The following is a 23,272-nucleotide window of genomic DNA, read 5'->3' on the forward strand; positions in this document are numbered from 1 at the left end:
CAAGCCCCAATGCAAAGCGTGCAATCCCCAAAGCCTTGCCATCGCGCCAGCATCGCGCCATCACCCGCGCCATGCACTGGCAATTCTGGATCGATCGCGGCGGTACTTTCACCGATGTGGTGGCGCGCGGCCCCGATGGGCGGCTGCGCACCGCCAAACTGCTGTCCAGCGACCCGGAACGCTATGCCGACGCGGCGGTAGAGGCGGTGCGCCGACTGACGGGGGCAGGGGAAGGGCCGATCCCGCCCTGTCGCCTGCGGATCGGCACCACCATCGCCACCAACGCCCTGCTGGAGCGCAAGGGCGAGCCGACCCTGCTCGCCATCACGCACGGTTTTCGCGACGCGCTGCGCATCGGCTATCAGGACCGGCCAGACCTGTTCGCGCGCCACATCATCCTGCCCGACCCGCTTCATGCGCAGGTGGCGGAGATGGATGAACGGGTCATGGCAGATGGCACGGTCCTGACCGCGCTGGACCGGGACGCCGCCCGCGCGGCGTTGCAATCGGCCTATGACGGCGGCCTTCGCGCGATCGCCATCGTGTTGATGCATGGCTATCGCTATCCCGCGCACGAACAGGCGATCGCAGCGATCGCCGCCGAAATCGGCTTTACCCAGATTTCGACCAGCCATGACGTCGCGCCGCTCATCAAGCTGATCGGGCGCGGCGACACCACATTGGCCGACGCCTATCTTTCGCCCGTGCTGCGCGCCTATGTCGACGGGCTGCGCGATGCGCTGGGCGATCGGGCCGACATGCTGTTCAGGCAATCGAGCGGCGGCCTGATCGACGGCATGCTGTTCCGGGGCAAGGACGCGATCCTCTCCGGCCCGGCGGGCGGCATCGTCGGCCTGGCCCGGACCGCAGAACAGGCCGGTTTTCGCGAGGTGATCGGCTTCGACATGGGCGGCACCTCGACCGATGTGTCCCACTATGCCGGAGCCTATGAGCGCGACAATGAGGCACAGGTGGCCGGTGTGCGACTGCGCGCGCCGATGATGCGTATCCACACCATCGCGGCGGGCGGCGGATCGATCTGCAGCTTCGTCGATGGCCGCTTCCGCGTCGGGCCGGAATCGGCTGGCGCGGTGCCGGGACCAGCCTGCTACCGGCGCGGCGGACCGCTTACCGTCACCGACTGCAACCTGCTGCTCGGCAAGATCCAGCCCGATCATTTTCCCAGCCTGTTCGGCCCGAATGGCGACCAGCCGCTCGATGCCGATGCGGCGCAGGCGCGCATCACGGCCATCTGCGCGCAGGTGCAGGCGGAAACCGGCCAAACCCTGAGCGTGCGCGACGCCGCTCAGGGCTTCATTGCCGTCGCCGTCGCCAGCATGGCCAATGCGATCAAGCGCATCTCGGTCGCGCGGGGCCATGACGTGACGCGCTACACGCTTGCCAGCTTTGGCGGGGCAGGGGGGCAACATGCCTGTCTGGTCGCCGATGCGCTCGGCATGGACCGGGTGATGATCCATCCGCTGGGCGGGGTGCTGTCGGCCTATGGCATGGGGCTGGCCGATCGTCGCGCGGTGCGCGAACGCACGCTGGCGCTGCCGCTGGACGCGCAGACCATGGCGGACCTCGATGATGCACTGACGGCCCTGGCCGCCGACGCCCGCGCTGACCTGCCCCAGGCCGACCGGATCGAAACGCTGCTGCGGCTGCGCTATGATGGCACCGACAGCCTGTTCGACGTGCCCCTGGCGGACATAGACACCATGCGCGCGGATTTCCTGACCCAGCATAACGCCCGCTTCGGGTTCGCCGGGCAGGGGCGCATCCTCATCGACATGGCCCGTGTAGAGGCGATTGCCGGGGCGAGCGAAGCGATGACCGACATCGCCGCCATCGCCGCGCAACCAGCACCGCCGCTCGCCCATGTCGATTATGCGGGCGAAGCCGCGCCGGTCCATGACCGGGCGGGCCTGGCCCTTGCCAGCATTATCGACGGACCGGCGCTCATCATCGACCCTGTGTCCACGACCGCCGTCGAACCGGGCTGGCGCGCGCGGCTCGACGCCATCGGCAATCTCATCCTCACCCGCCATGCCCCGCGCCCTGCGCCGCAGACCGGGGACGCCAGCGCAGTCGATCCCGTCCGGCTTGAAGTCATGGGCGGCCTCTTCATGGCCATTGCGGAGGAAATGGGCGCGGCGCTCCAGAACAGCGCCTCTTCGGTCAATATCCGCGAACGGCTCGATTTCTCCTGCGCCCTGTTCGACGCGGCGGGCAATCTGGTCGCCAACGCCCCGCATATGCCCGTCCATCTGGGCAGCATGGGCGACAGTATCCGTACGATCATGACGCGGCGCGGCATCGGCCCGGACGGGATGCCGGTCGACGGGCGCGGGATGAAGCCGGGCGACGTCTATGTCCTCAACGCCCCCTATGATGGCGGCACCCATCTGCCCGATGTCACCGTGGTCATGCCCGTATTCGTCGGCGGCGACGTCCCGGCCTATTATGTCGCGGCGCGCGGCCATCATGCCGACATTGGCGGCATCACCCCCGGATCGATGCCGCCCGGCAGTGTTTCGGTCGAGGAGGAAGGCGTCATCCTCGACAATGTGCTGCTGGTCGATCGCGGCACATTTTGCGAAGCCGACATGCGCGCGCTGCTGGCGTCGGGGCCATGGCCTGCGCGCAATATCGACCAGAATATCGCCGATCTCACGGCCCAGATCGCTGCCTGCGCACGCGGCAGTCAGGAATTGTTACGGATAAGTAATGATTATGGCGCGGCCACTGTCGCCGCCTATATGGGCCATGTGCAGGATCAGGCCGAATCCGCGGTCCGCCGCCTTATCGGTCGCCTGTCCGACGGCCATTTCACCTATGCGATGGACAATGGTGCGATTGTTCAGGTCACTGTTCAGCTTGACCAGGGCACCGGATCGGCCACGGTCGATTTCACCGGATCGTCAGCCCAGCTTCCCGGCAATTTCAACGCCCCCGCTTCGGTCGTCCGCGCCGCCGTCCTCTACGTCGTGCGTACCCTGATCGACGAAGCGGTGCCGATGAATGACGGCTGCTTGAAGCCCATCACCATCATCGTCCCTGAAGGCTCGATGCTCCGCCCCCGCCATCCTGCCGCCGTGGTCGCGGGCAATGTCGAAACCAGCCAGGTCGTCACCGACGCGCTGTTTGGCGCCCTGGGTGTCATGGCGGGCGCACAGGGGACGATGAACAACCTCACTTTCGGCAATGCCCGGCACCAATATTATGAAACCATCGCCGGGGGTTCGGGCGCTGGCCCCGACTTCGATGGCGCGCCGGTGGTCCAGACCCATATGACCAACAGCCGCCTTACCGATCCCGAAATCCTCGAAACCCGCTTCCCGGTCTTGCTGGAAGAATTTTCGATCCGGCCCGGCTCCGGCGGGCAGGGCGTGCATCGCGGCGGCGACGGCGCGCTGCGCCGCATCCGCTTTCTGGAGGATATGACCGCAGGCATCCTGTCCAACCGCCGCACCGTCCCGCCCTTCGGCCTTGCAGGCGGCGCGCCGGGCAGTCCCGGCCGCAATGCGATCGAACGGGCGGACGGGGGCATCGAACCGCTTGGCTCCACCGCCACAGCGGCCATGCGGGCAGGCGACATATTCGTCATCGAAACCCCCGGTGGCGGCGGCTTCGGCGCTTCCGATCCCGCTTGACAACAGCCCCGCGCGGGGCTGTTGTCACAGGCAGGGGGAGGGGTGAATGACGCCGGACGCAGCAACGCAGATCAGATGGGGCGTCGGGGCCGCGATCCTTGCCGTGGCACTGGTCGCGATCCTCGCGCTGGTCCCCGATCCCTTCTTTCGCCAGCGGGTGATCGCCACGACGCTGGATGATGTGGAGGGCGTTTCCCCCGGCGTGCAGGTCTATTTTCGCGGCGCGCCGATCGGGCAGGTCCGCTCGGTCGAACTGGACGGCCCCAGCCGCACCTTCGCGGTCCATATGGGCGTGGCGAAGGACTGGCGGCCATCCCCCTGCGCCTTTGCCACCGTCGCCGCCGCCAATCCGCTGACGGCCCCGCGCATCGAACTGGTCGCGCTGGAAACCGCGACTGCCCAATGCGCCAACGCCCGCCGCGCCTATGGCTGTGATCCTGTCGCCGGGCCGAAGCGCGCTGACGCCGTTGCCGGATGCCGCCGCCCCGCCGACCTGTTCGAAACCGCATCGGTCGCGATCGGCGAAGCTGCTGCCGTCGCCCGCACCGCCAACGCCATGGCGCAGCGGCTTTCCACGATGTTGCAGGGCGACGGAACGGGCAGCGCGGTCGATATGGCAAAGGTCGCCCGCAACGCGACGGAAACGCTGGCGGCGCTGAACTCGCTCAGCACCCAACTCGACCGCAGCTTCAGGCCGGGGCAGGGTGACATCGCGCTCACCCTCTCCCATGTCCGCAAGGCGACCGGGCGCGCATCCGAAATCGACGTCGCTGCGCTCAACGGCATATTGCGCGAAACCCAGGCGATGGTGGCGCAGAACCAGACCAGCATCGCCGGGTTGCTGGCCGAAGGGAAGGGCAGCGCCAGCGAAGCACGGATGATCCTCGAAGGGGCATCCGCCTCGCTGATCGCCACCAGCGCCAATCTGGAACGCACCAGCGCCAGCCTTGGAAATCTCAGCGAGCGGCTGGCGGGCGATCCGACCTTCGCGATCCGGGGCCAGCGCTACGCCGATCCGCCACCGCCGGGAGGAAAGAAATGATCCGCCTCGCCTCGATCCTCCTGCTCCTGACGCTCCCGGCCTGCGCTGCGCTGAAAGGCGGGGACGCCCCCGTCACCATGCGCCTCTCCCCGCGCTTTGCCGTCGGCCCGCTCCAGCCCGTGCCCACCATCGCCGTCGCGCCGGTGCAGGCGCGGGGATTGAGCGGCGGGGCGCGCTATGCCTATGTCGATGCCGCCACGCCCGGCGAAATCCGCCAGGCCGCGACCCTGTTCTGGGAAGAACCGCCCGCCACCATGCTTGCCCGCGCGCTGGTCGCCGGGCTGCGCACCCGCTTTGCCGCCGTCACCGGGCCGGACCTGTCGCTGGCTGCCGATCGCCGTATCGTCGCCACGCTCGACCGGTTCGAGGAAGTGACCGGCGCGGGCACAGCGCAAGCTGTCATCGCCTTCGACGTGACGCAAGTGGCGCAGGGCAAGGCGGTCTGGACCGGCCGCTACTGCGCGACCCAGCCGATCACCTCGGCGGCAGGCACGGCGCGCGCCGCCGCGTTTCAGGGCGCGATCGAACAGGCAGTTGCGGCCTTTGTCGAGGATGCCGTGTCGGGCAGGGTTACTACTGCTTCCTGTTGAACAACATTATGTGTTCCCGCGCAGGCGGGAACACAGTCCCACCCTTTGAACTGGGTTCCCGCCTGCGCGGGAACACATAGTGCTTGGCTCATACCAACCGCCCCGCCTCCAGCCGATAGACACGCTCGCACAATCGTTCCGCCAGCGCCGCATCCTGTGTCAGCAGCAGCAGCGCGCGACCATGCGGCACAGTCCGCCGCCGCCCCTGTTCCTCCAGCGCCGCGCCGCGCGCATAGGAGATGTGTATAAGAGACAGCGTTCCGCCAGCGCCGCATCCTGTGTCAGCAGCAGCAGCGCGCGACCATGCGGCACAGTCCGCCGCCGCACCTGTTCCTCCAGCGCCGCGCCGCGCGCAGAGGCGCCCTCGAACGGCTCGTCCCAAATCAACAGGTCCGGATCGCGCATGACGGCCCGCGCCAGTTCCGCCCGTCGCCGTTCGCCGCTGGACAGCATGTCGGCGCGGATGGCCGCCGCCTGCTCCAGCCCGTATTCCAGCAACAGCCGGTCGATCCGCCGTCTTGCTGTCTCTTATACACGTCTAGATGTGTATAAGAGACAGTGAAGGCCCGCGCCAGTTCCGCCCGTCGCCGTTCGCCGATGGACAGCATGTCGGCGCGGATGTCCGCCGCCTGCTCCAGCCCATATTCCAGCAACAGCCGGTCGATCCGCCGTCTTGCTCGCGCGTCGCGCCCGCCCATGCGCCCCAGCGCCAGCCGCATATTCTCCTCGACGGTCAGGTCGCCCAGCAACGACCCGCCCTGCATCGCCAGCCCGCACCGGGCGCGCAGCAAGCGGCGCTGGTCGGTATCGGCCTCGTCCAGCGCGACTCCCATCAGCCGCACCATGCCGCTGCCCGGTTCCGCCAACCCGACCGCCAGCCGCAACAGCCAGCCCTTGCCCGCGCCGCTCTCCCCCACGATGGCGACCCGCTCACCCGCGCCGATGTGCAGGTCGATCCGGTCCAGCACCCGCGCGCCGCCCAGCACCAGGCTGACGCCCTCAAATGCCAGCATCTCGCTCATGCCAGGGCTGTCCACAGGACCGCTGCGGCAAAAATTCCCAGCAACCCGGCGGTAAAGGCCGTGGTCGCGCGACGGCCAATATCGGCGGGGGACCGCACGGGCCTTGCCCCCACCGCGCCGCCCACGCCAAAGGCGATCAGCGCATAGACCAGCACCTTGGCCATGCCGGTCAGCATCGCGCCCGCCGCCTCATGGGAAAAGGCGAAGCCCGCCCACTGCGCCCAGCCGATATTGGCTATCAACCGCAGCGGCAGCGCACAGCCGACCAGCGCCGCCAGACCGGCAAGCATCATATGGATCGGCACCGACAGCAATACCGCAACCAGCGCCGGACCCAGGGCATGGCCGACCGGATCGCGCCCCAGCGCCTCCAGCGCGTCAATCTCCCGGTTGAGCGACATTGCCCCCAGCCGCGATGACAGCGCCACCGACACGCTGCCCGACGCGAACAGCCCGACGAGCAGCGGCACGATGTCGCGCAGCAGCGTTTCGGCCAGCGCCGACTGGACCGGAATCTGCGCATTATACAATGCCAGCAGCCGCGCTGCGCCGATCCCGGCGATCATCCCCGCCAGCGTGGCGAGCGGCAGCAGCGTGCGCAAGGGGCGCCACACATGCAGCGGCAAGCTATCGGCCAGTTGTCGCTGCGCCAGCCGGTCGCCCGCCACCAGCCGCCGCGCCATGCCGCGCGCCGCGCGCCCGATCAGCCACAGTCCCGCGCCTACCGCGGCGACGATCTTGCGGCTGCCCCTCAACGTGCCCATGGTGCCCGAACGATCGTGCCGCCGCCGCCCAGTTGCACGGCGCGATCATCCTCGATCGGGCCGGGCGTCAGGACCAGTTGCGCATCGGGCATGTCCCCCGGATCGGTCGTCGCGTATAGGCTGTCCGCCGCGCGCACCAGTGCTACCGCCATCCGCGCATCCGCACCGTCCAGCCTGTCGATGATCGCCTGAACATGGGCGTTCAGCAGCAACTGGACCAAATGTCCCCGCTGATGCAGCGCGCCCATCATCGCGCGCGCCCAGCCATCGGCCAGATCGCCCGCGAACAATGGCACCCGGTCGGGATATTGCGCGTACAGCGCCGCCAGCAGCGCGCCCGGATCGGGGCAGGTGCCATCGCCGCCGGGCAGGATGGCCACGCGCAGCACCCGCAAGGCCCGCCGCCCCGACGCGCCCAACAACCGCGCCATGATCCGCACCTGCTCCCGGTCCAGATCCTTGATCACCTCGCTCAACTCGTCATAGGGAATGATGTCCGGGTGCAGCCGCTTGGCATCGTCGCGCACCGCCCCGAATGTCCAGCCCTGCACCAGCTTGGCCGCCATCCAGCGATCATGTTCGGCGCGTGACAATTCCTCCAGCTCGTCGGGCGTCAGCACCAGCGACGGCCCGCTCCCTTCCACCAGCCGCGCGCCGATGTCGCGCAGCTTCAGGCTATAGCAGTCGGCGACCAGCCGGTTATCGTCGCGAAAGGATTCGGGCAGATCGTCCCACTCCTGCATCGACGCGCGCACGCCGATCCGCTCGCCTTCGGCAAAGCGTCCCTCCAGATAGAAATCATGGATCGACCGCGCCAGCACGTCATGCCGGTCCTGCAACAGCATGTCGGGATCGGCCAGATCGGCCAGTGCCCCGAACGGCAATATTCCTGCGCCCAGCCGCGCGTCATACCCGCTATCCATGCGCGCATGGATCGGCGGCGCGACCAGCGCAGCGGTCCGATAGCGTGCATCGACCGCCAGCGCGATCGCCAGCGTCCGATCGTCGCCGCCCGCATCGATCAGGATCGCGACGGGCTCCCCATGTACCGCGACATGCTGGTCGATCAGCGCGCCAATCCCCGCCGGGTCGGCGCGCGCCTCGACAAAGCGCAACGGCGACAGTGTGTCTGCGCCCGGATTGCGCGCGCGGAAACCCGCTTCGGCCTTCGCCGCATCGGCCAGATGAATGACAAAGCCCGGCTTGCCGCCATCGCGATAATGACCGCCCGCCAGCGTACGAAGCACATAACGTTCGATCAGCGGCGTGAAGCCGATGACCAGCACCCCGCGCCCCGCCTGTCCCGCACGGGCAAAAGCGTCGATCGGGCGGGCCAGCGCCAGCTGTCGCGCGGCGATGTCCGGCAGCGCCGCCATCCGTACCCGCGCGGTCTTGCGGTCGCCCTGCTCGAATCGCTGCTCGACGCTGCGTCGCAGGTCCAGATCATCGACGCGCAGGATGACGTCCAGCGGATCGCCGGCGGCGCGTACCCGCGCCGCCTCAGCCATCAGGATGGCGGCCAGCGCGATGTTGGTCCGCGCCTCGCGGCTCAGCAGCATCGCCGCCCGCGCCTTGTCCAGCGCCAGCGCCTGTACGCTTTCGTCCGTCGCCGCCTGCTCGACCTCCGCCGCCCCGGCTTCGATCGCGTCGGTGACCCAGACGGCGCGTCGATCGCGTGGCCACAGCAGCACCCGCCGCCCTTCGTTCAGCGCGCCGAGTGCCGCCCGCGCGGCCAGTTCGCTATCGGCGTCGCCGGAAATCACCAGATGGTCGCCGCGCGCCCGGACAAGCGCCAGCCGCCAGGGATTGCGTATCTGCGTCCACGCCAGCGCAGCCATGGACCAGACAGTCAGCAGCGGCAGCGCCCAGCGCGCGATATGCAGCGCGACGGGCAGGTCGCGGTCCTCCAGCGCCTGCGGGAAATGGCCGACGACCAACCCTAGCGACCGGAGTGCATCCTGCAGCAGGGTAGAGGCGATGCCTGCCTGTTCACAGGCCTGGGAAAAACCCCAGATTCCCAGCAGAAAGGCGATCCCCAGCGCCCCGAACCGCACGATCGGCGCGACGGGCGGTCGCCATGCTCCCTTGCGCCAGTGCATCGCCAGGATCAGTTGCTGGTATGCAGGCGGACGAAGGCGGCGGACACGCCGTCGCCGGACTGGCCGACCAGCTTGGCGCGCAACCGCGTCAAAAATTGCCGTTCGGTGCCATTGATCACTTCATCATCGCCAAACAGCGGCTTGTCGGACGCCAGCGCGACGATCATCTCCGGGCCGAAGGGCGGGGCGACCGCATAGCGCTGCGCGGTTTTGGACAGGCCGATCATCACCTGCCGCACCCCCTTGCCATCGGGTTCGGGATGGCCGCGATGCAGTTCCACCGCGCTGCCGTCGGCCTGGAGGTAGATGATGCTGATATAGGGCCGCGCCGCCGTGGTGGTGGCGCTGACGCCGAAAATTTCATTCTCCTTCATCGTCACCGGATCGCCGTCCCGCGGCGCGCCCGCCTCGGTCAGCGCCGCGATCCGCGTTCCCGCGCGGGCCAGCGGCGCCGCCAGAGTCAGCGCCGCCTCACATTGCGGCCATGGCAGATGGCGCACCTCGAACTTCGCATTCGGGTCCGCCTTCAACGTCGCCTCGCGCAGTGCCGCAATGGCGTTCAGGTCGCCGGAAAAGCCCGATACCGCGCCGCCTTTCACGCTGACGCCGCCGCATGGCATGGCGGCGGCCTGTTCGCGCAGGACCTGCGCCGCGCTCTTGGGCGCTGGTGTCGGCGCACCAGGCGCACCAGGCGCGACGGGCACGACCGGCGCTTCGAGCGAATAGGCTTCGCCCGTCAGCAGCCGGAAGGTCTCATAGTCGATCCAGGCATAGCCCTTGTCACCCCAGATCGGGCCCCAGCTGTTCATGATGCGCAGCGCCTGCCGCTCCTCATCATAGCCCACGATCGCCATGGCGTGATAACTGGCATGTTCGGGCTTTTCCGCGCGACTGTAGATGCCATCGCCGCGATGGGCCTTGAAATCGGCAGAAACCGGCATGGCGAATATCACTGGCGCGCCGCGCGCCAGCGCACCCTTCACATCGTCCAGGATGATCGGCGTGCGCCAGTCGTCCTTGACCTCACGATCGACCGCGCGCCAGTCGAGCAGGCGGTAATTGCCCGCCTTGGCCTTCAGCGCTTCGGGCGCGGGGATCGCGCATTTGGTCATGTCGTCGGGAAAGTCGGCCAGGCTGACCGTCCCCTCATTCTTGAGCAATGTCAGCGCCTGGACGATGCTGATCGTCCCCGCGCACGGCGATCCGGCCGGACGCAGCCTGTTATAGACATAGGCCGGACTCATCTGGTCGGCAGGGGTGGCCGGTTGTACAGCCTTGTCGCGGAAATTCAGGAAGGTGCGCGCGGCGTAGGTGGTCGCCCATGCGACGCAATTGGGCTGCGGTCCCTGCGATCCGGGCGGAGGATAGGCATTGGACAGGTCCACCCGCTTGGGCAGATAGGCGCGGAACCGCCCCTGTTTGGGCAGCTTGGCATAATCTTCGGGAGAAACAGGTTCAGCGCCGGTCATGAACTGGCTGTCATTGCCCTGCTGCGCGGACGATCCCGCGGCACAGAGCGCCAGCAATGCCGGACCGCCCCATGTGACGAAACGACGTGTCATCACCCGTTCCTCCCGAAATTTCTGGTTCTAGAAGCGATAGCCGATGGTCAGCGTCACCGCGTCATAATCGAAATCATGCGAAAAGCTGCTCGTGCCATGGGTGTAGATCAGGCCGATGCGCAGTTGCTCCGCCTTGCTCTTCTGCTCGGCTTCGCGGGTACGTACGCCGATGCTCAGCGCCGCTTCATGCACATTTTCATAGGATTGCGGATCGTCGGTCAGCTTGGTCCAGGTATAGCTGGCGCGCAGCGATCCCTGTCGCCCGCCGAACATCCGTCCCTTGAACGGCAATTGATAGGCGAGCCCGTTGCGGAAGGTGAAGACATTTTCCTTCAGATAGAAGGCGGGATCGCGCCCCAGCCCCCAATCGGTGGTGGTCGACCAGCCGATCATATTGCCGATGGTCAGGTCGCCGCGCCCTACCTGTGCGATCTTGTAGCGGCTGCTGGCCGACAGGGTAATGAGGTCGCTGCTGGTCGATCCGAAAAAGGCGCCCGCGTCGGTCACGCCATAGGCGACACGCGGGGTGATCAGCCAGTTGGGCTGGACGGGTATCTCGATCCCGGTGGACAGCGTCCCCATCGTCGCGGTCGCGCCATTGTTGACGTGCAGGACGTTCAGCACCGGGTCGATCAGCACGCGGGCGCGGCTGCCCTCGAATGGCCGCAGCGCCTTTTGATAGCGCAGCTCATAGCGCTGGCCTTCATTGCCATAGGCGCCCCAATAGGTGATCGCCGCGCCGATCGTGTCGGCATCCCCCTCCATGTCGAAACCCGGCGTGTCCGGATCGTCATCATAGTCCAGGTCATTCAGGTTCAACGCCGTCGATACCGCGCTATGTTGCAGACTGTTGGGACTGCCCACCGTCGCCAGATAGGGCGCGGCCTGCGCCATTCCCGGCACAATCGCGATCAGCGCTGCCGTCGCCAGATATATTCTCATTCTCTTACCCCCTTTGCGGCACCGGTTTCCCCGTCCGGTGCCAAACCCACATGAAAAATTGTCAGGACGCGGCGAATATCTCGTCCGGGTCCAGATCCCGCACGACCCGCAGCCCTGCATCCTGCCGTCGCTTGGTCGGCGGCACGGTGAAACGGTTGGCCGATCGCAGCGCATCGGGCGCGCTTTCGAACGACCCGCCCCGGATCACCCGCATCCGGCACGACTGGTCGGTGCAGCCCGATGTCCATTCCCACACATTGCCCTGCATCTGATTGAGGCCCAGGGCGTTGGCGGGATAGGCATTCACGCTTTCGGGATAACCGCGATAGGGCGCGGTGTCCGATCCGCGATAGCGGGCGGTATGGTCATAATTGGCCTGGCTCGGCGCAATATCGTCACCCCAGGGGAAAGCGGTCGGCGCGCCGCCCCGGCTGGCATATTCCCATTCCGCCTCCGTCGGCAGGCGATAGGTGCGGCCTGACTTGACGGTCAGCCAGGCCAGGAAGGCCTGCGCATCCTCATAACTGATGTCGGTCGCGGGGATCAGCGGGTTGGGATTTTCCTTTGCCCAATTGCCCAGCTTCGCGCAGGCATTGTCGCGCACGCAGCCATTCCATTCCGCGATCGTCACTTCATAGACGCCGATCGCGAAGGGCCTTTCGATCCGCACATCGGCCTGCACCGGCTCGTCGCTGCCGCGCCCCGGTTCCGACGCTGGCGACCCGAACGGCGTGGTGCCGGCGGGGATGGCGCGCATCCACGGGCAATTGGCGCAATCATAGAAGCGGTCATTCGCGGCCCGATCGCACGAAATGAAGCAGGGCGGTGCACCTTGCAGGCCATAGTCGAAGGTCGGCTTCTGGAAATTCTTGCCAGATGACAGCGCGACCCGATCGGACACGCGCTTCAGGGCGTCGGCGATATTCTGCTGCGGGCGGCGGATTTCCTCGGCCAGCACCTTGGAAAAGATACCGTCGTCGAACGCGAACTGGTCCGCGCTGGTGGAAAAGGCGACCAGATAACCCTGATCGGGCCGGATCGCGGCGGCGGGCGCGCGCACCATGCGGCGCAGACCTTTGCTCCCGGCCAGTTCACCCACGGCGCTCGTTTCGACCCCGGTCTGGTCGGCGATCATCTGCGCCAGTGACGGCGGCGGCGCGGCCAGGACGTTCCGGCACATGTCCAGTACGATCAGCATCGTTTTCGCGCCGGACCCCAGCAGGTTGCGGGTCAGCGCCGCGCGGGTCAGCGTCGCCGTTTCCGCCGTCACGTCGCGCCCGGCATCCACCGGCAGCAGCATGACGTCGCCATAGCTGCCCAGCGCCGCGCCATGGCCGGAAAAATAGAGCATCCCGAACGCCTTGGGTCCGGCGGCGGTCAGTTTCGCGCGGAAATCGGCAATCGCGGCCAGCATAGCTTCACGCGACAGGTCACGCCGCACCTGCACCGGCCCTTTGCCATTCGCATCGACAAAGCCGGTCGCGCTGAGCGCAGTGGCGATCTTGTCGCCATCGGCATAGGTGGACGCCAGCTTGTCGAAGGACTGATACGCGCCATTGACGATCACGAGCGCCAGCCGGGGTTCGTCCGCCGCTTGCGCCGCGCCGCCACCAGCCAGCAGAGCGACGAACAGGCTCAGCGCTGCCATGGCGCGGAACAGGAGCGCGGGAAACAAAACGGGGCGTGGGGTCATTTGGATGCCTTGCGCGGCGCGAATTCTACTTGAGTGACGATCTGGTCGACCGAATCAACATGCAGCACCGCGTCATAGGCGCGCGCGGCCTTATAGGGTTCAGCCGGGCCGCCGCCGAACAGCTTGGCAAGGAAGCCCCCCAAACCTCGACCCTTTTGGCAATAGGGGCTGACGGTGACCATGCCGCCGCTCTTTTCGACCTCGTTCAGCCAGGCGCCCAGCGGCGCGGGCGCTTCATTGGCGACCGGATAGGGCGATTCGATATCGACCACCACCGTCTTGCCCCGCCGCAGAGCGCCTTTGAGCGCGCGGTCGAACCGGGCCGGGTTGGCAAAACGAAGCGTGGGCTTGGCGAAGGGACGGTCGCACGACTTCAGCACGGCAGGAACCGGAACCGGCGCGCGCGCCGGGACTGGTCCCGCGCCGGCCGGGGCGGTCGGGCGCTGCTTTGCCGGCGCGATGGCATTGGCCGCGGGAGGGGCGACCGGCTGTGACGCATTGGCAGGCGCAGCCTGTTGCCCATTCGTAACGATATTCGCGGGGGACGTTTCGGGTTGCAGGATGCGCACGCCGCGCCCGGCAGCGCCATCGGTCGCGTCGCCCGCCCCGCCTTGCGCAGGTGTTTCGGTCGGGTTGGCCTGCGCCAGTGCGGCGGAGGAAGATCCTAACAAAAACCCCGCCGCAGCAATGGTTAAGAAGCTTCTGACTATTATCATCGTCCCACCCCGCGTCATGATATAGTTATTGCTCCCCAAACCATTATGAGATTATGGGGTAATAACTGAACAGGCAACAAAAAATCGCAGGAGATCCCAAGTGGGGAAGGGGCTTCGTGGACTCTGGGCAACAGTATTAACCGCTTTTGTCACAATAATGGTATCTCCTTCGCTCGCTAAAGCCGAAACCCGCGCCCTATTGGTGGGCACATGGCAGTTCCACTCGTCCCAGATCATGGATCTTGCTGGTCCCGAAAATGATCTTGCAGCGATGGAAACAGTGATTCGCGGCCAGGGCGCCAGCGATGTCACAATATTGCGCAATGAAGGTGTCAGTCGCACCACGGTCGAAACCGCGCTCCATGCTTTGGGGCTACGTTCCAAACCGGGCGACTGGATATTCCTTTACTATACCGGCCATGGCGCGTTGGCCGAAGCCAGCGTGAAGGGGACGCGAGACGGCGATACCGACCAGTTCCTGCCGCTGCCCGGTTTCGATCCTGACAGCAAGGACGCCGAACGTTTCATCGTCGACAAGGATTTCTACACCTGGCTGGCCCTCTACGTGCCGCGCGGTGTGCAGGTGCTGATGATGGCGGACACCTGCCATTCGGGCACGCTGCACCGATCGGTCGATCCGCGCGCGATGGGCATGACCCCGCGCCTGACGCTGGGTGGCCGCAACGTCGAACTGGGCTCTCGTCCCGCGCCGCGTTTCGCCAGCACCTTGGCTTCGGTCGAGGGCGCGGCGCTCACCGCCACGCGGGAGGATCTGCCCAACCTGTTCTATATCGGCGCTGCCCGCGACGATCAGATCGCATGGGAAAATGCCCTGCCGGTCGAAGGCGCGCCGACACGCGGTTTCCTCACATGGTCGTTCGAACAGGGGCTGACCACGCCAGGAGCCGATGGCAGGGGCATGGCGGCGGATCAGGATGGCGATGGCAAGCTGACCATCGGTGAACTGGGCACCTATCTCAATGTCCAGGTCCGCATGTTGAGCGGCCAGCGGCAGGAAAGCAGCATCATCATCCCGCCGGGCCGCGAAGGGCAGGGGCTGTTCGCCACCGTGCCGCCGCCGCCCGCGCCCCCGGTCGCGCCGCCGCTGCCCGGCCTCTACGTCGCTGATGTGAAGGCGCGGGCCAGCGTCGCCGGCCCTGACCATCCCTGGCGTGTCCTGACCGATGGCAAAGGCGCGGATTTCGTCTGGGACAATGTCCGCCACGTCATGCTCCGCCGCACGGGCGACGTGGTCGCGCAAAATGTCAAAACCCTGCCGCAGCTGCGCGGCGTCATCGACAAATGGGCCGCGGTCGAAGCGATGCGACCGCTCCTGTCCGAACGGCGCGCCCGGCTAGTCGTCGGCCCGCTCGACAATGGTGCGCGCTATCCGTCCGGCGCGCCGGTCACGCTGGCGCTACAGGCGGACGGCCAGCGTGTCGCCGCGCCACAATATGCCACTGTGTTCAACATAGCGTCGGACGGCACGGTCCAGCGCCTGTTCCCGGTCGCGCCGTCGGACGGCGACGGTCGCCTCGCCCCCGGCCAGTCGCTGCCGGTCCTCGAAAGCCAGGTCATCGCTCCCTATGGCGCGGACCATGTCGTTGCCCTAGTGACGCCCCAGCCGCCGGAAGCCTTCCGCGTCCTGCTGCGCACGGTCGAAAATCAGCGCGCCGCAAACTGGCTTGTCGCGCCGATCCGCGAATTGCTGGCCAAGTCGCCGGGGCAGGCGAGCCTGTCGATCGGCGAGCTTTATACCGGCAATTGACGCAATGCCTGTCGCGCCCGTCCGGTCAATTGCTCAAAATCACCGTCCGGCTCTTGGCCGCGCTCTTGTTGCCGATGTCGATGCGATATTCTCCCGACGCGCGGGGCGTCACCGCGCAGACCGGCGCGTAATCGGCATTGTCGTCCAGGCACAATTGCTTGCCCGACGCATCGAGCAGGCGGATATACATGCTGGTGCCGATGTCGCCGATCGCGCCGATGCGCAGCGGCTCGCCACCCTTGGCGATCACGGTGAAGCGATAGGCGTTGCGCGGATTGACGTCCTGTACCCGCCGCACCAGCCCCTTGCCGAACGCCGACGCCATCACCCCGCGCCCCGACGCGGACTGGGACAGGCGAATCTGCAACAGCAACGCCTGATCGTCACGGGCCAGCGCCTTTGCCTCGGCAAACAGCGCGTCGGGGGAAAAGGCCGCGTCGTCCCCTGCCGCTGCTTCGCCTTCGCTCATCGGCACCTGCTTCAGCATCCGTGCGGCTGTCAGCATCGCATAGGGATCACCCTCGCGCCGGGCGAAGTCGGCCACTTGCCGCGCGGCAATCGCCTGCGCGAACGGATCGGCGGGCTTGACTGCGGCGGGCTGGGCGGCGGGCGCGGCCTGCTGCGCCATCGCGCCACCTTGTGCCAGCATCATCGCAGCGCTTGCGACTAGGATTTTACGCTTCATGTCCAACCCTTTCAGCAAGATAATCTCCATTCCCGTGGATACTGCCACGGCCGTTGGAAAGCCAGTGCTGAGCGGCGGCGCGGACTTGGCCAAACAATTGACCGCGCTGGTGGGCGGGGCGGGGGCGGGGCGCTATGCCGCCTTCATCAGTTACAGCCATGCCGACATGAAGGTCGCCCGCTGGCTCCACCGCGCGATCGAAAATTATCGCGTGCCAAAGGCGTTGGTCGGCACGGCGGGCGATCGTGGCCCGATCCCCGCCCGGCTGCGGCCGATTTTCCGCGATGAGGATGAACTGGCGGGCGCAGCCGAACTCGGCCCCAAATTGCTGGGCGCGCTTGCCCGATCCGACGCGCTGATCGTCATCTGCTCGCCCACTGCCGCCCGGTCGGTCTGGGTCGACAAGGAAATTCGCAGCTTCAAGACGATCAATCCGGACGCGCCGGTGTTCGCGCTGATTGCGGCGGGCAAGCCCGGCGATCCCGATACGGACTGTTTCCCCGCGCCCCTGCTGTTCGCGCTGGATGCCCAGGGCCAGCTGGATCGCGCCCAGCCGCTCGAACCGCTTGCGCCCGACCTTCAGAAAAACGACCGCAATATCGTCAAGCTCAAGCTGATCGCCGGGTTGCTCGGTACGCCCTATGCCAGCCTCTACCGCCGCGACCAGCGCCGCAGCCGCCGCATCGCCGTGGCGCTTGGCACCTTTGCCTTTCTGCTGATTCTGCTGCTGAGCGGCCTGTCGATCGCCGCCTTCACCTATGCCCGCATGGCGGTGCAGCAGCGCAATGAAGCGCAGGCCGCGCGCAAGCTGGCGGAGGAAAATGCCGACAAGGCCGAACGCCGCGCCTGGCTGGCCCAGGTCGCGGCGCAGGAAGTGCGACGGCTGGCGGATGAGGGGAGTAGCTGCCCGCCGCCTTGAAGCCTGTGGAACAGGGGCTTAATCCCGCCAGCTCTGGTCCACCCGGTCGATCAGCCGCACCATCGCCTGGAAATCCGGCACGCCCGGCCCCACCGGCAGTTGCACCCCGGCCAGATCGCGCTGATGCACCGCGATCACTTCCGCGCTCAGTTCCACCGGCGTTCCCGCCGCGCCAGCCGCCACCTGAATCTCGCACGCGCGCTGGAGCAGCCAATGTTTCAGAAACGCCTCTGGCAGGCTCTGCGCCATCACCAGCGTGCCATGGTTGCGCAGCATCATCACCCGCTTGTCGCCCAGATTGGCGATCAACCGCTCGCCCTCCTCGCTGCGGATCGTGACGCCCTCAAAATCATGATAGGCGATTTGCCCGGCAAAGGCGGCAGCATAGAAGCTGATCGGGCGCAGTCCTTCGGCGGTGGCGCTCACCGCCATGCCCGCCGTCGTGTGGGTGTGGATGATGCAATGGGCGTCGGGCAGATGGCGGTGGAACACGCTATGCTGGACAAATCCGGCGCGGTTGACCGGATAGGGGCTGCCATCCAGCACCGCGCCGTCAATGTCGATCTTGACCAGATTGGACGCGGTCACTTCATGATAGCCAAGGCCGAACGGGTTGATCAGGAACGCGCTCTCCTCTCCGGGCACCCGCACGGTGATGTGGTTATAGATGAGCTCGGACCAGCCCATATGGTCGAATATGCGGTAGCAGGCGGCCAGCTGCTGGCGCGCCTCCCATTCGGCGGCGGACATATCGGGGCGTTTTGCGGCGCTGGCCATGGGCGATCCTCTCTTATATCATGGCCAGGACTATCCGCTTTCCGCGCCCGTTAGTCCATAGTGCGGGCTTTAGGGTTGAATTGCTGCGACTCTGCTGGTAGGGCGCGCCCCACACGGCGTAGGGTGACCTGCGACGACTCACAGGCTTTGCTATTGCGACGGGCTGTCGGGACGGATTGAAAAATCCCGGCAAAAGGCTCGTTTTCGATTGGAGATTGACGGACTTATGCAGATCATCGTTCGCGACAATAATGTCGACCAGGCCCTCCGCGCGCTCAAGAAGAAGCTGCAGCGTGAAGGCGTGTATCGCGAAATGAAGCTGCGTCGTCACTACGAAAAGCCGTCGGAAAAGCGCGCCCGTGAAAAGGCCGCCGCCGTGCGCCGCGCCCGCAAGATGGATCGCAAGCGCGCCGAGCGCGACGGCGCGAAGTAAGCGCCGCCGGGGCGGCCCGTGCCGTCCCGCTTTCCTGCTGCCTGCCTGCCCCTGAATTGCGAGAAGCGTCGCCATGTCCACAACGGCCGTTCCCCTTCGTCCTATCGCCAGGGGGTCTTTGACGCGCCTCTGGATTGGTGTCGCCGCGCTTGCGCTGGCGGCTGGTGGTCTGGCCTGGGCCGGGCAGCAGGGCGTCAAAGCCTCGCCCGCTACCTTCATGGCGCAGAATGCCGATGCTGAAGGCGTGATCACCACTCCGTCGGGTCTGCAATATAAGGTGCTGGCAGAAGGCACTGGTCCAAGCCCGACCACCGCCGACGTGGCGCTGGTGGGCTATAAGGGCACGCTGCTCGACGGCACCGTGTTCGACGAAAATCCGCAGGCGCCGATGCCGATCGACGGCGTCGTCCCCGGCTTCTCCGAAGGCCTGCAAAAGATGAAGAAGGGCGGCAAATACCGCCTCTGGATCCCGCCGCAGCTTGGCTATGGCGATCAGGCCGCAGGCCCGATCCCCGCCGGTTCGATCCTGGTCTTCGACGTCGAACTGCACGACTTCAAGTCGCGCGCCGAAATCATGCAGATGCAGCAGATGATGCAGCAACAGCAAGGCGCAGCAGGCGCCCAGCCGCCACGCTGATCACAGGCAAAGCCGATGAGACAAAAGGGGCCGCCAAAACGGCCCCTTTTTTGTGCGCCGGGCGGATGATGGCGGCGCGAAGCAAGGCTCCCTTCCCCCCTTGGGAGAGAGGGATACGAGGCCTTGGCGACGAAGTCGTCTAGGCGAAGTTGGATGAGGGGGATCGACGCTGGTGGCGCATGCCGCCTTGAGAGCGCGACACCCTCTCCCAGCTTCGACTAGGCAGCCAGCTGCCAAGTCTGCGCATCCCTCTCCCTCAAGGGAGAGGTACAAGGTGTCAGTCTGCAAGCGACTATTTGTTGCTATTCACATCAGTAATAGGCCAGCTTGAGACCGGGCATCGCCGGGACGGCTATCGATTCGCTAAATGACCGTGCCAGCGTGACGGAATTGGTAGACGCATCGCTACTGCGATCCTCACCGCGAGGTGGAGGTGCGGGTTCGATCCCCTGCCGCTGGCATCAATGACCTTTTTTGACCATGGAGGCTATCTGCGGCGTTCCTGATTGCCGCGCCTAGCGCAAGCCGAGATAAAGAGCGGCTAAGCCTCCCAATATGACGAGCACGAGCATGCCGCCCGACTTGAACTTGGTGGTTACATCGCGCTGACGCCTCGTCCACACATCTTCGGTAAAAGCAACCAGCGTAGGGAGATCCGCGTCCATTGGAACCAACTCGCCAATCTGCTGCAATGAGCGTCGAAGAAGCGCACACAGGCTATCAGGGTCCGCTGGCTGTTTGCTATTGCGAATAGTGACGCTTTCGCCATCTGTTTCGATCGAAAAAAGTTCACCCGTTGGGCCAAAGGCGCGCGTGTAGACTCCGCTCTCAACATCAAGCGGTTCAAGATGCTGCTCGGCCATTTCGATGGAAGCGAACACAAGGAGCGGCTCGTCGGCCTCGATGAAAAGGGTCGTCATGTCGGCAAACTGTCAACTACGCTAAACGTCAGCAAGGGGCGATTGCTGTCGGGTGGCGCTCTCACTGCCGAACATCAGCTATCGCCGATCACTCCCGAAACCTGCCAGTCAGCTTCCTACCCCTCCGGTCACCCCACCATCCTCAATGCTTCCCCGGCTTCCCCGAAGTCCCAGGCGCGGTCGGGTTCAGCAGCGTCGCGCCGCCGGGCAGGCCGGTGCCGCCCATGTCCAGGCTCAGCGCCGCCTTTTTCGCCACGCGGGTCGGGTCGTCGCGTTCCTTGATCGCCGCCCTGGTTTCCGCGTCCATATCCGCATCGTCCGCATTGTTGCCGCCACGGGTCCAGCCCAGGATGATCGACATGCGCCGGTTGCGCGGGTCATAGGCGTCGTTCTTGATAAAGGGTTCGCGGTCGGCGACGCCTTCGATCCGGGCGAAGCGATTGTTGGGGATGCCGCTGTCGGCCAGCGCCTTGCGCGTCGATTCGGCGCGGGTCGATGACAGCAGCCAGTTGTTCATGGTCCGGCCCGACGCATAGGGCAGGCCGTCGGTATGGCCGCGCACGATCAGCGGGTTGGGCATGGTTTGCAGCACGGTCGCGACTTCGCTGATCAGCGCGCGGGCCTGCGGCACAAGCCGGTCGGTGCCCATCGCGAACATCGCGAAATCCGCTTCGTCGATCAGGTCGATGCGCAACCCTTCGCGGGTTTCGGTGAAGCGCACATTCTTGCGCAGCTTCGCCATGCCCTTCTGCCGCGCCATGCGCGCTTCCAGATCCTTCTTGATCGATTCGAACTTCTGCCGGTCGGCGGCGCGCATCGCCTTGCCGCCCTGATCCTTGGTGCCGGTCGCGTCACGCGGGATGGTGATGGACAGGTTGCCCTGGCCGCCGGTGGTCGGGTAGTTTTCCTTGCCCGTGATGCTGTCGCCCCCCATCAGCCCGGTGGAGCCAGCCGACGCCATTTTCAGCTCGACAAGGGTCGGGGTGAAATAGTCGGCCAGCGCCTTGCGCTGCTTTTCGGTGGTCGCGCCCAGCAGCCACATCAGCAGGAAGAACGCCATCATCGCGGTCACGAAATCGGCATAGGCGACTTTCCACGCGCCGCCATGATGGCCGCCATGGCCATCGACGATGATCTTCTTGACGATGATTGGCCGGGGTTCCGGCTCGTTCGCGCCGCGCTTCTTTTCCGCCATGGCTTATTTGCCCCGCATGCCGTCGAACACTTCGGCAAAGCCGGGCTGATTGGCATGGGTCAGGCCGGACCGGGCCGCCTCGATCACCAGCGGCTGCGGATGGCCGTGCAGCGATGCGATGATGATCTGCTTGACGACATGGTAGATCGCCCCGTCCGCCTCGATAACCGAGCGGCAGCGGTTGGCGAAGGGATTGACCATGCCATAGGCTAGCAGAATGCCAAGGAAGGTGCCGACCAGCGCCGATCCGATCATTGCGCCCAGAATGGCGGGCGGCTGGTCGATCGACCCCATGGTCTTGACCACGCCCAACACCGCCGCGACGATGCCGAGCGCGGGCAGCGCGTCGGCCAGCCCCTGAAGATTGTCGGCGGGTTTGATCGCTTCATGATGATGGGTCTTGAGGCTGTTATCCATCACCTCCTCCACCGCATGCGGATCGAGCGTGCCGGACGAGATGACGACCAGACGCAGCGTATCGCTGATCAGGTGGATCAGCGCCTTGTCCTTCATCAGCTTGGGATATTCGGTGAAGATGGTGGAGGTCGAAGGGTCCTCGATATGCGGCTCCAGTGCCACCGGTCCCTCGACCCGCAGCGTTTTCATGAGCTTGCTCACCAGAAAGATGCAGTCCAGAAAATCCTGCTTCTTGTACTTGGCGCCCTTGAACACCTTGCCCAGGCCACCGCCCAGCGCCTTGAGGTCCGATCCGCTGTTGCCGATGATGAGCGCGCCGACTGCCGCGCCGCCGATGATCAGCATTTCGTGCGGCAGCGCGTGAAGCACCGGGCCAAGATCGCCGCCGGTGAAGGCGAAGCCGCCAAACACCATGACAAGCAGGACGACCAGTCCGATGGCTGCGAACATGCGAAATTCCCCGATATAAACGATCCGGCGGCGTTTCGCCCCCGGCGGCGTCCCATGCGACGCCCTGTCATCTGGTTAATACGGACTGGTTAGCGTCCGGTTTAGGACGACGACTTAATTTCGTCGGATCAGCTGATCAGGTCGAACAATGTCCGCTGGTTGATCCGGGCGAAGGCCGATTGCGCGGCTTCCAGCTGCATCAGCTGCGCCTTCACATTGGAAATGACTTCGGTCAGGTCCGTCGATTCCAGCGCGGAGCGCCGTTCGGTCAGATCAAGGTCGATGTCGGTCAGCCGGTCGCCGACCACATCCAGCCGGTTGCTGCGCACGCCCTGCCGCGCCAGTTCCACCGTGATATGGTTTTGCCCGATCTTCATCGCGTCCAGGCTCGTCGCAACCGCATCATCGTCCCCGCTTTGCAGGGCGGCGATGCTCTGGCCCAGCATGTCGTCGATCGACATTGGCGTGCCGTTGACGTCGATCCCTTCGGAAACTTCCTGTCTCGTCGCAACCACGGCCAGGTTGAGGCCGCGGCTGACCGGCACCAGCACGCTCTGCTGATCGTCGAAAACCGATACGCCTTGATAGTCCGTCTGGTTCAGCAGTTCGCTGATGGTCGCGCGGATGGTCGACATTTCCTCGTAGATCGCGACGCGGCTGGTATCATTGACCGATCCGTTGCGGGATGACGACACCAGTTCCTGCGCACGGGTCAACAGATTGTTGACCTCGTCCAGATTGGCTTCGGCATTGGCGGCGCGGGTCTTGCCATAGCTGATATTGGTCTGCCACGCGGACTGCTGCGCCTGCGCCCGGCCCACGTCGGACAGTTGCACCCAGGCAAGCGCGTCGTCTGACGGCTTGTTCAGCGTGACGCCGGTGGAAATGGCGGTCTGTCCGTCGACGATATTCTGCGACAATTGCTGCTGCCGGCGGATTTCGGCGAGCATGATCTTGTTGGTGATACCTACCATGGCTCAGCCCT

Annotated in this window: 21 protein-coding genes and 1 tRNA gene; 8 read left to right on the forward strand and 14 right to left on the reverse strand. The window is 65.8% G+C overall.

Features of this window, described 5'->3' with window-relative positions; translation table 11 throughout:
• The first annotated feature begins 71 nt into the window (after nt 1-71).
• Genes FE851_RS01480 through FE851_RS01490 form a run of 3 tightly spaced genes read left to right on the forward strand, consistent with a single transcriptional unit; the run spans nt 72 to nt 5,288 of the window.
• The gene (locus FE851_RS01480; RefSeq protein ID WP_145204003.1) at nt 72-3,656 is read left to right on the forward strand and encodes a hydantoinase B/oxoprolinase family protein; all 3,585 of its coding nucleotides are present in this window, start codon (nt 72-74) and stop codon (nt 3,654-3,656) included.
• Nucleotides 3,657-3,702: 46 nt separating this feature from the next.
• The gene (locus tag FE851_RS01485) at nt 3,703-4,698 is read left to right on the forward strand and encodes an MlaD family protein (protein WP_145199231.1); all 996 of its coding nucleotides are present in this window, start codon (nt 3,703-3,705) and stop codon (nt 4,696-4,698) included.
• A complete protein-coding gene (locus tag FE851_RS01490) occupies nt 4,695-5,288 on the forward strand; it encodes an ABC-type transport auxiliary lipoprotein family protein (protein ID WP_107124398.1) in 594 nt (197 codons plus the stop codon). The genes FE851_RS01485 and FE851_RS01490 overlap by 4 nt, the downstream gene beginning before the upstream one ends.
• Before the next feature lie 159 nt (nt 5,289-5,447).
• Here the strand turns inward: FE851_RS01490 and FE851_RS01500 are convergent, their stop codons facing one another.
• The 8 genes from FE851_RS01500 to FE851_RS01535 all read right to left on the reverse strand — a co-directional run bounded on the left by FE851_RS01500 (nt 5,448) and on the right by FE851_RS01535 (nt 14,041).
• On the reverse strand, nt 5,448-5,786 hold the full coding sequence (locus FE851_RS01500) for an ABC transporter ATP-binding protein (protein WP_261370827.1): 339 nt from the start codon (nt 5,784-5,786) through the stop codon (nt 5,448-5,450).
• A complete protein-coding gene (locus FE851_RS01505; protein ID WP_261370828.1) occupies nt 5,672-6,310 on the reverse strand; it encodes an ATP-binding cassette domain-containing protein in 639 nt (212 codons plus the stop codon). Before FE851_RS01505 ends, FE851_RS01500 begins: the two co-directional genes overlap by 115 nt.
• Nucleotides 6,307-7,074 carry an ABC transporter permease gene (locus FE851_RS01510; RefSeq protein WP_145199233.1) on the reverse strand — a complete coding sequence of 256 codons (768 nt, stop codon included), beginning with the start codon at nt 7,072-7,074 and terminating at the stop codon, nt 6,307-6,309. The genes FE851_RS01505 and FE851_RS01510 overlap by 4 nt, the downstream gene beginning before the upstream one ends.
• Nucleotides 7,062-9,173: a RyR domain-containing protein gene (locus FE851_RS01515; protein ID WP_145199236.1), complete on the reverse strand. Its 2,112-nt coding sequence runs from the start codon at nt 9,171-9,173 to the stop codon at nt 7,062-7,064. The genes FE851_RS01510 and FE851_RS01515 overlap by 13 nt, the downstream gene beginning before the upstream one ends.
• An 8-nt stretch (nt 9,174-9,181) precedes the next feature.
• Nucleotides 9,182-10,735 (reverse strand): C1 family peptidase, encoded by a 1,554-nt coding sequence (locus FE851_RS01520; protein ID WP_145199239.1) that lies wholly within the window; start codon nt 10,733-10,735, stop codon nt 9,182-9,184.
• A gap of 27 nt (nt 10,736-10,762) precedes the next feature.
• Nucleotides 10,763-11,677 carry a hypothetical protein gene (locus FE851_RS01525; protein WP_017181947.1) on the reverse strand — a complete coding sequence of 305 codons (915 nt, stop codon included), beginning with the start codon at nt 11,675-11,677 and terminating at the stop codon, nt 10,763-10,765.
• Nucleotides 11,678-11,738: 61 nt separating this feature from the next.
• Nucleotides 11,739-13,370, reverse strand: a complete 1,632-nt coding sequence (locus FE851_RS01530) for an SUMF1/EgtB/PvdO family nonheme iron enzyme (RefSeq protein WP_145199242.1) — start codon at nt 13,368-13,370, stop codon at nt 11,739-11,741.
• Nucleotides 13,367-14,041, reverse strand: coding sequence for a hypothetical protein (locus FE851_RS01535; protein WP_145199245.1), 675 nt, complete (start codon nt 14,039-14,041; stop codon nt 13,367-13,369). The genes FE851_RS01530 and FE851_RS01535 overlap by 4 nt, the downstream gene beginning before the upstream one ends.
• Before the next feature lie 202 nt (nt 14,042-14,243).
• Between FE851_RS01535 and FE851_RS01540 the strand changes: the two genes are divergently transcribed.
• Nucleotides 14,244-15,854 (forward strand): DUF4384 domain-containing protein, encoded by a 1,611-nt coding sequence (locus FE851_RS01540; protein WP_261370829.1) that lies wholly within the window; start codon nt 14,244-14,246, stop codon nt 15,852-15,854.
• Between the two features lie 25 nt (nt 15,855-15,879).
• Here the strand turns inward: FE851_RS01540 and FE851_RS01545 are convergent, their stop codons facing one another.
• Nucleotides 15,880-16,539, reverse strand: a complete 660-nt coding sequence (locus FE851_RS01545) for a hypothetical protein (protein ID WP_261370830.1) — start codon at nt 16,537-16,539, stop codon at nt 15,880-15,882.
• On the opposite strand from FE851_RS01545, the gene FE851_RS01550 reads away from it, so the two are divergent.
• Entirely contained in the window at nt 16,538-17,458 is a 921-nt protein-coding gene (locus FE851_RS01550; protein ID WP_145199254.1) for a toll/interleukin-1 receptor domain-containing protein, read from the forward strand. The two genes, FE851_RS01545 and FE851_RS01550, sit on opposite strands and share 2 nt — an antisense overlap.
• Nucleotides 17,459-17,476: 18 nt before the next feature.
• Here FE851_RS01550 and FE851_RS01555 read toward each other — a convergent pair whose 3' ends face one another.
• Nucleotides 17,477-18,235, reverse strand: coding sequence for a class II aldolase/adducin family protein (locus FE851_RS01555; protein WP_130753669.1), 759 nt, complete (start codon nt 18,233-18,235; stop codon nt 17,477-17,479).
• A gap of 226 nt (nt 18,236-18,461) precedes the next feature.
• Between FE851_RS01555 and rpsU the strand changes: the two genes are divergently transcribed.
• The 3 genes from rpsU (at nt 18,462) to FE851_RS25955 (ending at nt 19,766) form a co-directional block, all read left to right on the forward strand.
• Nucleotides 18,462-18,668, forward strand: a complete 207-nt coding sequence (rpsU, locus tag FE851_RS01560) for a 30S ribosomal protein S21 (protein ID WP_006957190.1) — start codon at nt 18,462-18,464, stop codon at nt 18,666-18,668.
• A 73-nt stretch (nt 18,669-18,741) separates the two neighbouring features.
• Entirely contained in the window at nt 18,742-19,305 is a 564-nt protein-coding gene (locus tag FE851_RS01565; RefSeq protein ID WP_026002186.1) for an FKBP-type peptidyl-prolyl cis-trans isomerase, read from the forward strand.
• Nucleotides 19,306-19,680: 375 nt separating this feature from the next.
• Nucleotides 19,681-19,766, forward strand: a tRNA-OTHER gene (locus FE851_RS25955).
• Nucleotides 19,767-19,820: 54 nt separating this feature from the next.
• Here the strand turns inward: FE851_RS25955 and FE851_RS01570 are convergent.
• The 4 genes from FE851_RS01570 to FE851_RS01585 form a co-directional block, all read right to left on the reverse strand.
• A complete protein-coding gene (locus FE851_RS01570; protein ID WP_145199257.1) occupies nt 19,821-20,225 on the reverse strand; it encodes a hypothetical protein in 405 nt (134 codons plus the stop codon).
• Between the two features lie 142 nt (nt 20,226-20,367).
• Nucleotides 20,368-21,420 carry a flagellar motor protein MotB gene (locus FE851_RS01575; RefSeq protein WP_145199260.1) on the reverse strand — a complete coding sequence of 351 codons (1,053 nt, stop codon included), beginning with the start codon at nt 21,418-21,420 and terminating at the stop codon, nt 20,368-20,370.
• Between the two features lie 3 nt (nt 21,421-21,423).
• Nucleotides 21,424-22,287 (reverse strand): flagellar motor stator protein MotA, encoded by an 864-nt coding sequence (gene motA, locus FE851_RS01580; protein WP_017181939.1) that lies wholly within the window; start codon nt 22,285-22,287, stop codon nt 21,424-21,426.
• Nucleotides 22,288-22,415: 128 nt separating this feature from the next.
• Complete coding sequence (locus tag FE851_RS01585) at nt 22,416-23,261, reverse strand: flagellin (RefSeq protein ID WP_145199262.1); 846 nt, start codon at nt 23,259-23,261, stop codon at nt 22,416-22,418.
• Nucleotides 23,262-23,272: the final 11 nt, after the last annotated feature.

Origin of the sequence: Sphingobium sp. B2 (genome assembly GCF_007693735.1) — a bacterium.
GTDB classification, from domain to species: domain Bacteria; phylum Pseudomonadota; class Alphaproteobacteria; order Sphingomonadales; family Sphingomonadaceae; genus Sphingobium; species Sphingobium xenophagum.

Excerpts from the sequence above, each read along its gene's own strand:
- FE851_RS01480 (WP_145204003.1), top strand. The coding sequence starts at position 72 with ATGCACTGGCAATTCTGGATCGATCGCGGCGGTACTTTCACCGATGTG.
- FE851_RS01485 (WP_145199231.1), top strand. The coding sequence starts at position 3,703 with ATGACGCCGGACGCAGCAACGCAGATCAGATGGGGCGTCGGGGCCGCG.
- FE851_RS01490 (WP_107124398.1), top strand. The coding sequence starts at position 4,695 with ATGATCCGCCTCGCCTCGATCCTCCTGCTCCTGACGCTCCCGGCCTGC.
- FE851_RS01505 (WP_261370828.1), bottom strand. The coding sequence starts at position 6,310 with ATGAGCGAGATGCTGGCATTTGAGGGCGTCAGCCTGGTGCTGGGCGGC.
- FE851_RS01510 (WP_145199233.1), bottom strand. The coding sequence starts at position 7,074 with ATGGGCACGTTGAGGGGCAGCCGCAAGATCGTCGCCGCGGTAGGCGCG.
- FE851_RS01515 (WP_145199236.1), bottom strand. The coding sequence starts at position 9,173 with ATGCACTGGCGCAAGGGAGCATGGCGACCGCCCGTCGCGCCGATCGTG.
- FE851_RS01520 (WP_145199239.1), bottom strand. The coding sequence starts at position 10,735 with ATGACACGTCGTTTCGTCACATGGGGCGGTCCGGCATTGCTGGCGCTC.
- FE851_RS01525 (WP_017181947.1), bottom strand. The coding sequence starts at position 11,677 with ATGAGAATATATCTGGCGACGGCAGCGCTGATCGCGATTGTGCCGGGA.
- FE851_RS01530 (WP_145199242.1), bottom strand. The coding sequence starts at position 13,370 with ATGACCCCACGCCCCGTTTTGTTTCCCGCGCTCCTGTTCCGCGCCATG.
- FE851_RS01540 (WP_261370829.1), top strand. The coding sequence starts at position 14,244 with ATGGTATCTCCTTCGCTCGCTAAAGCCGAAACCCGCGCCCTATTGGTG.
- FE851_RS01550 (WP_145199254.1), top strand. The coding sequence starts at position 16,538 with ATGTCCAACCCTTTCAGCAAGATAATCTCCATTCCCGTGGATACTGCC.
- FE851_RS01545 (WP_261370830.1), bottom strand. The coding sequence starts at position 16,539 with ATGAAGCGTAAAATCCTAGTCGCAAGCGCTGCGATGATGCTGGCACAA.
- FE851_RS01555 (WP_130753669.1), bottom strand. The coding sequence starts at position 18,235 with ATGGCCAGCGCCGCAAAACGCCCCGATATGTCCGCCGCCGAATGGGAG.
- rpsU (WP_006957190.1), top strand. The coding sequence starts at position 18,462 with ATGCAGATCATCGTTCGCGACAATAATGTCGACCAGGCCCTCCGCGCG.
- FE851_RS01565 (WP_026002186.1), top strand. The coding sequence starts at position 18,742 with ATGTCCACAACGGCCGTTCCCCTTCGTCCTATCGCCAGGGGGTCTTTG.
- FE851_RS01570 (WP_145199257.1), bottom strand. The coding sequence starts at position 20,225 with ATGACGACCCTTTTCATCGAGGCCGACGAGCCGCTCCTTGTGTTCGCT.
- FE851_RS01575 (WP_145199260.1), bottom strand. The coding sequence starts at position 21,420 with ATGGCGGAAAAGAAGCGCGGCGCGAACGAGCCGGAACCCCGGCCAATC.
- motA (WP_017181939.1), bottom strand. The coding sequence starts at position 22,287 with ATGTTCGCAGCCATCGGACTGGTCGTCCTGCTTGTCATGGTGTTTGGC.
- FE851_RS01585 (WP_145199262.1), bottom strand. The coding sequence starts at position 23,261 with ATGGTAGGTATCACCAACAAGATCATGCTCGCCGAAATCCGCCGGCAG.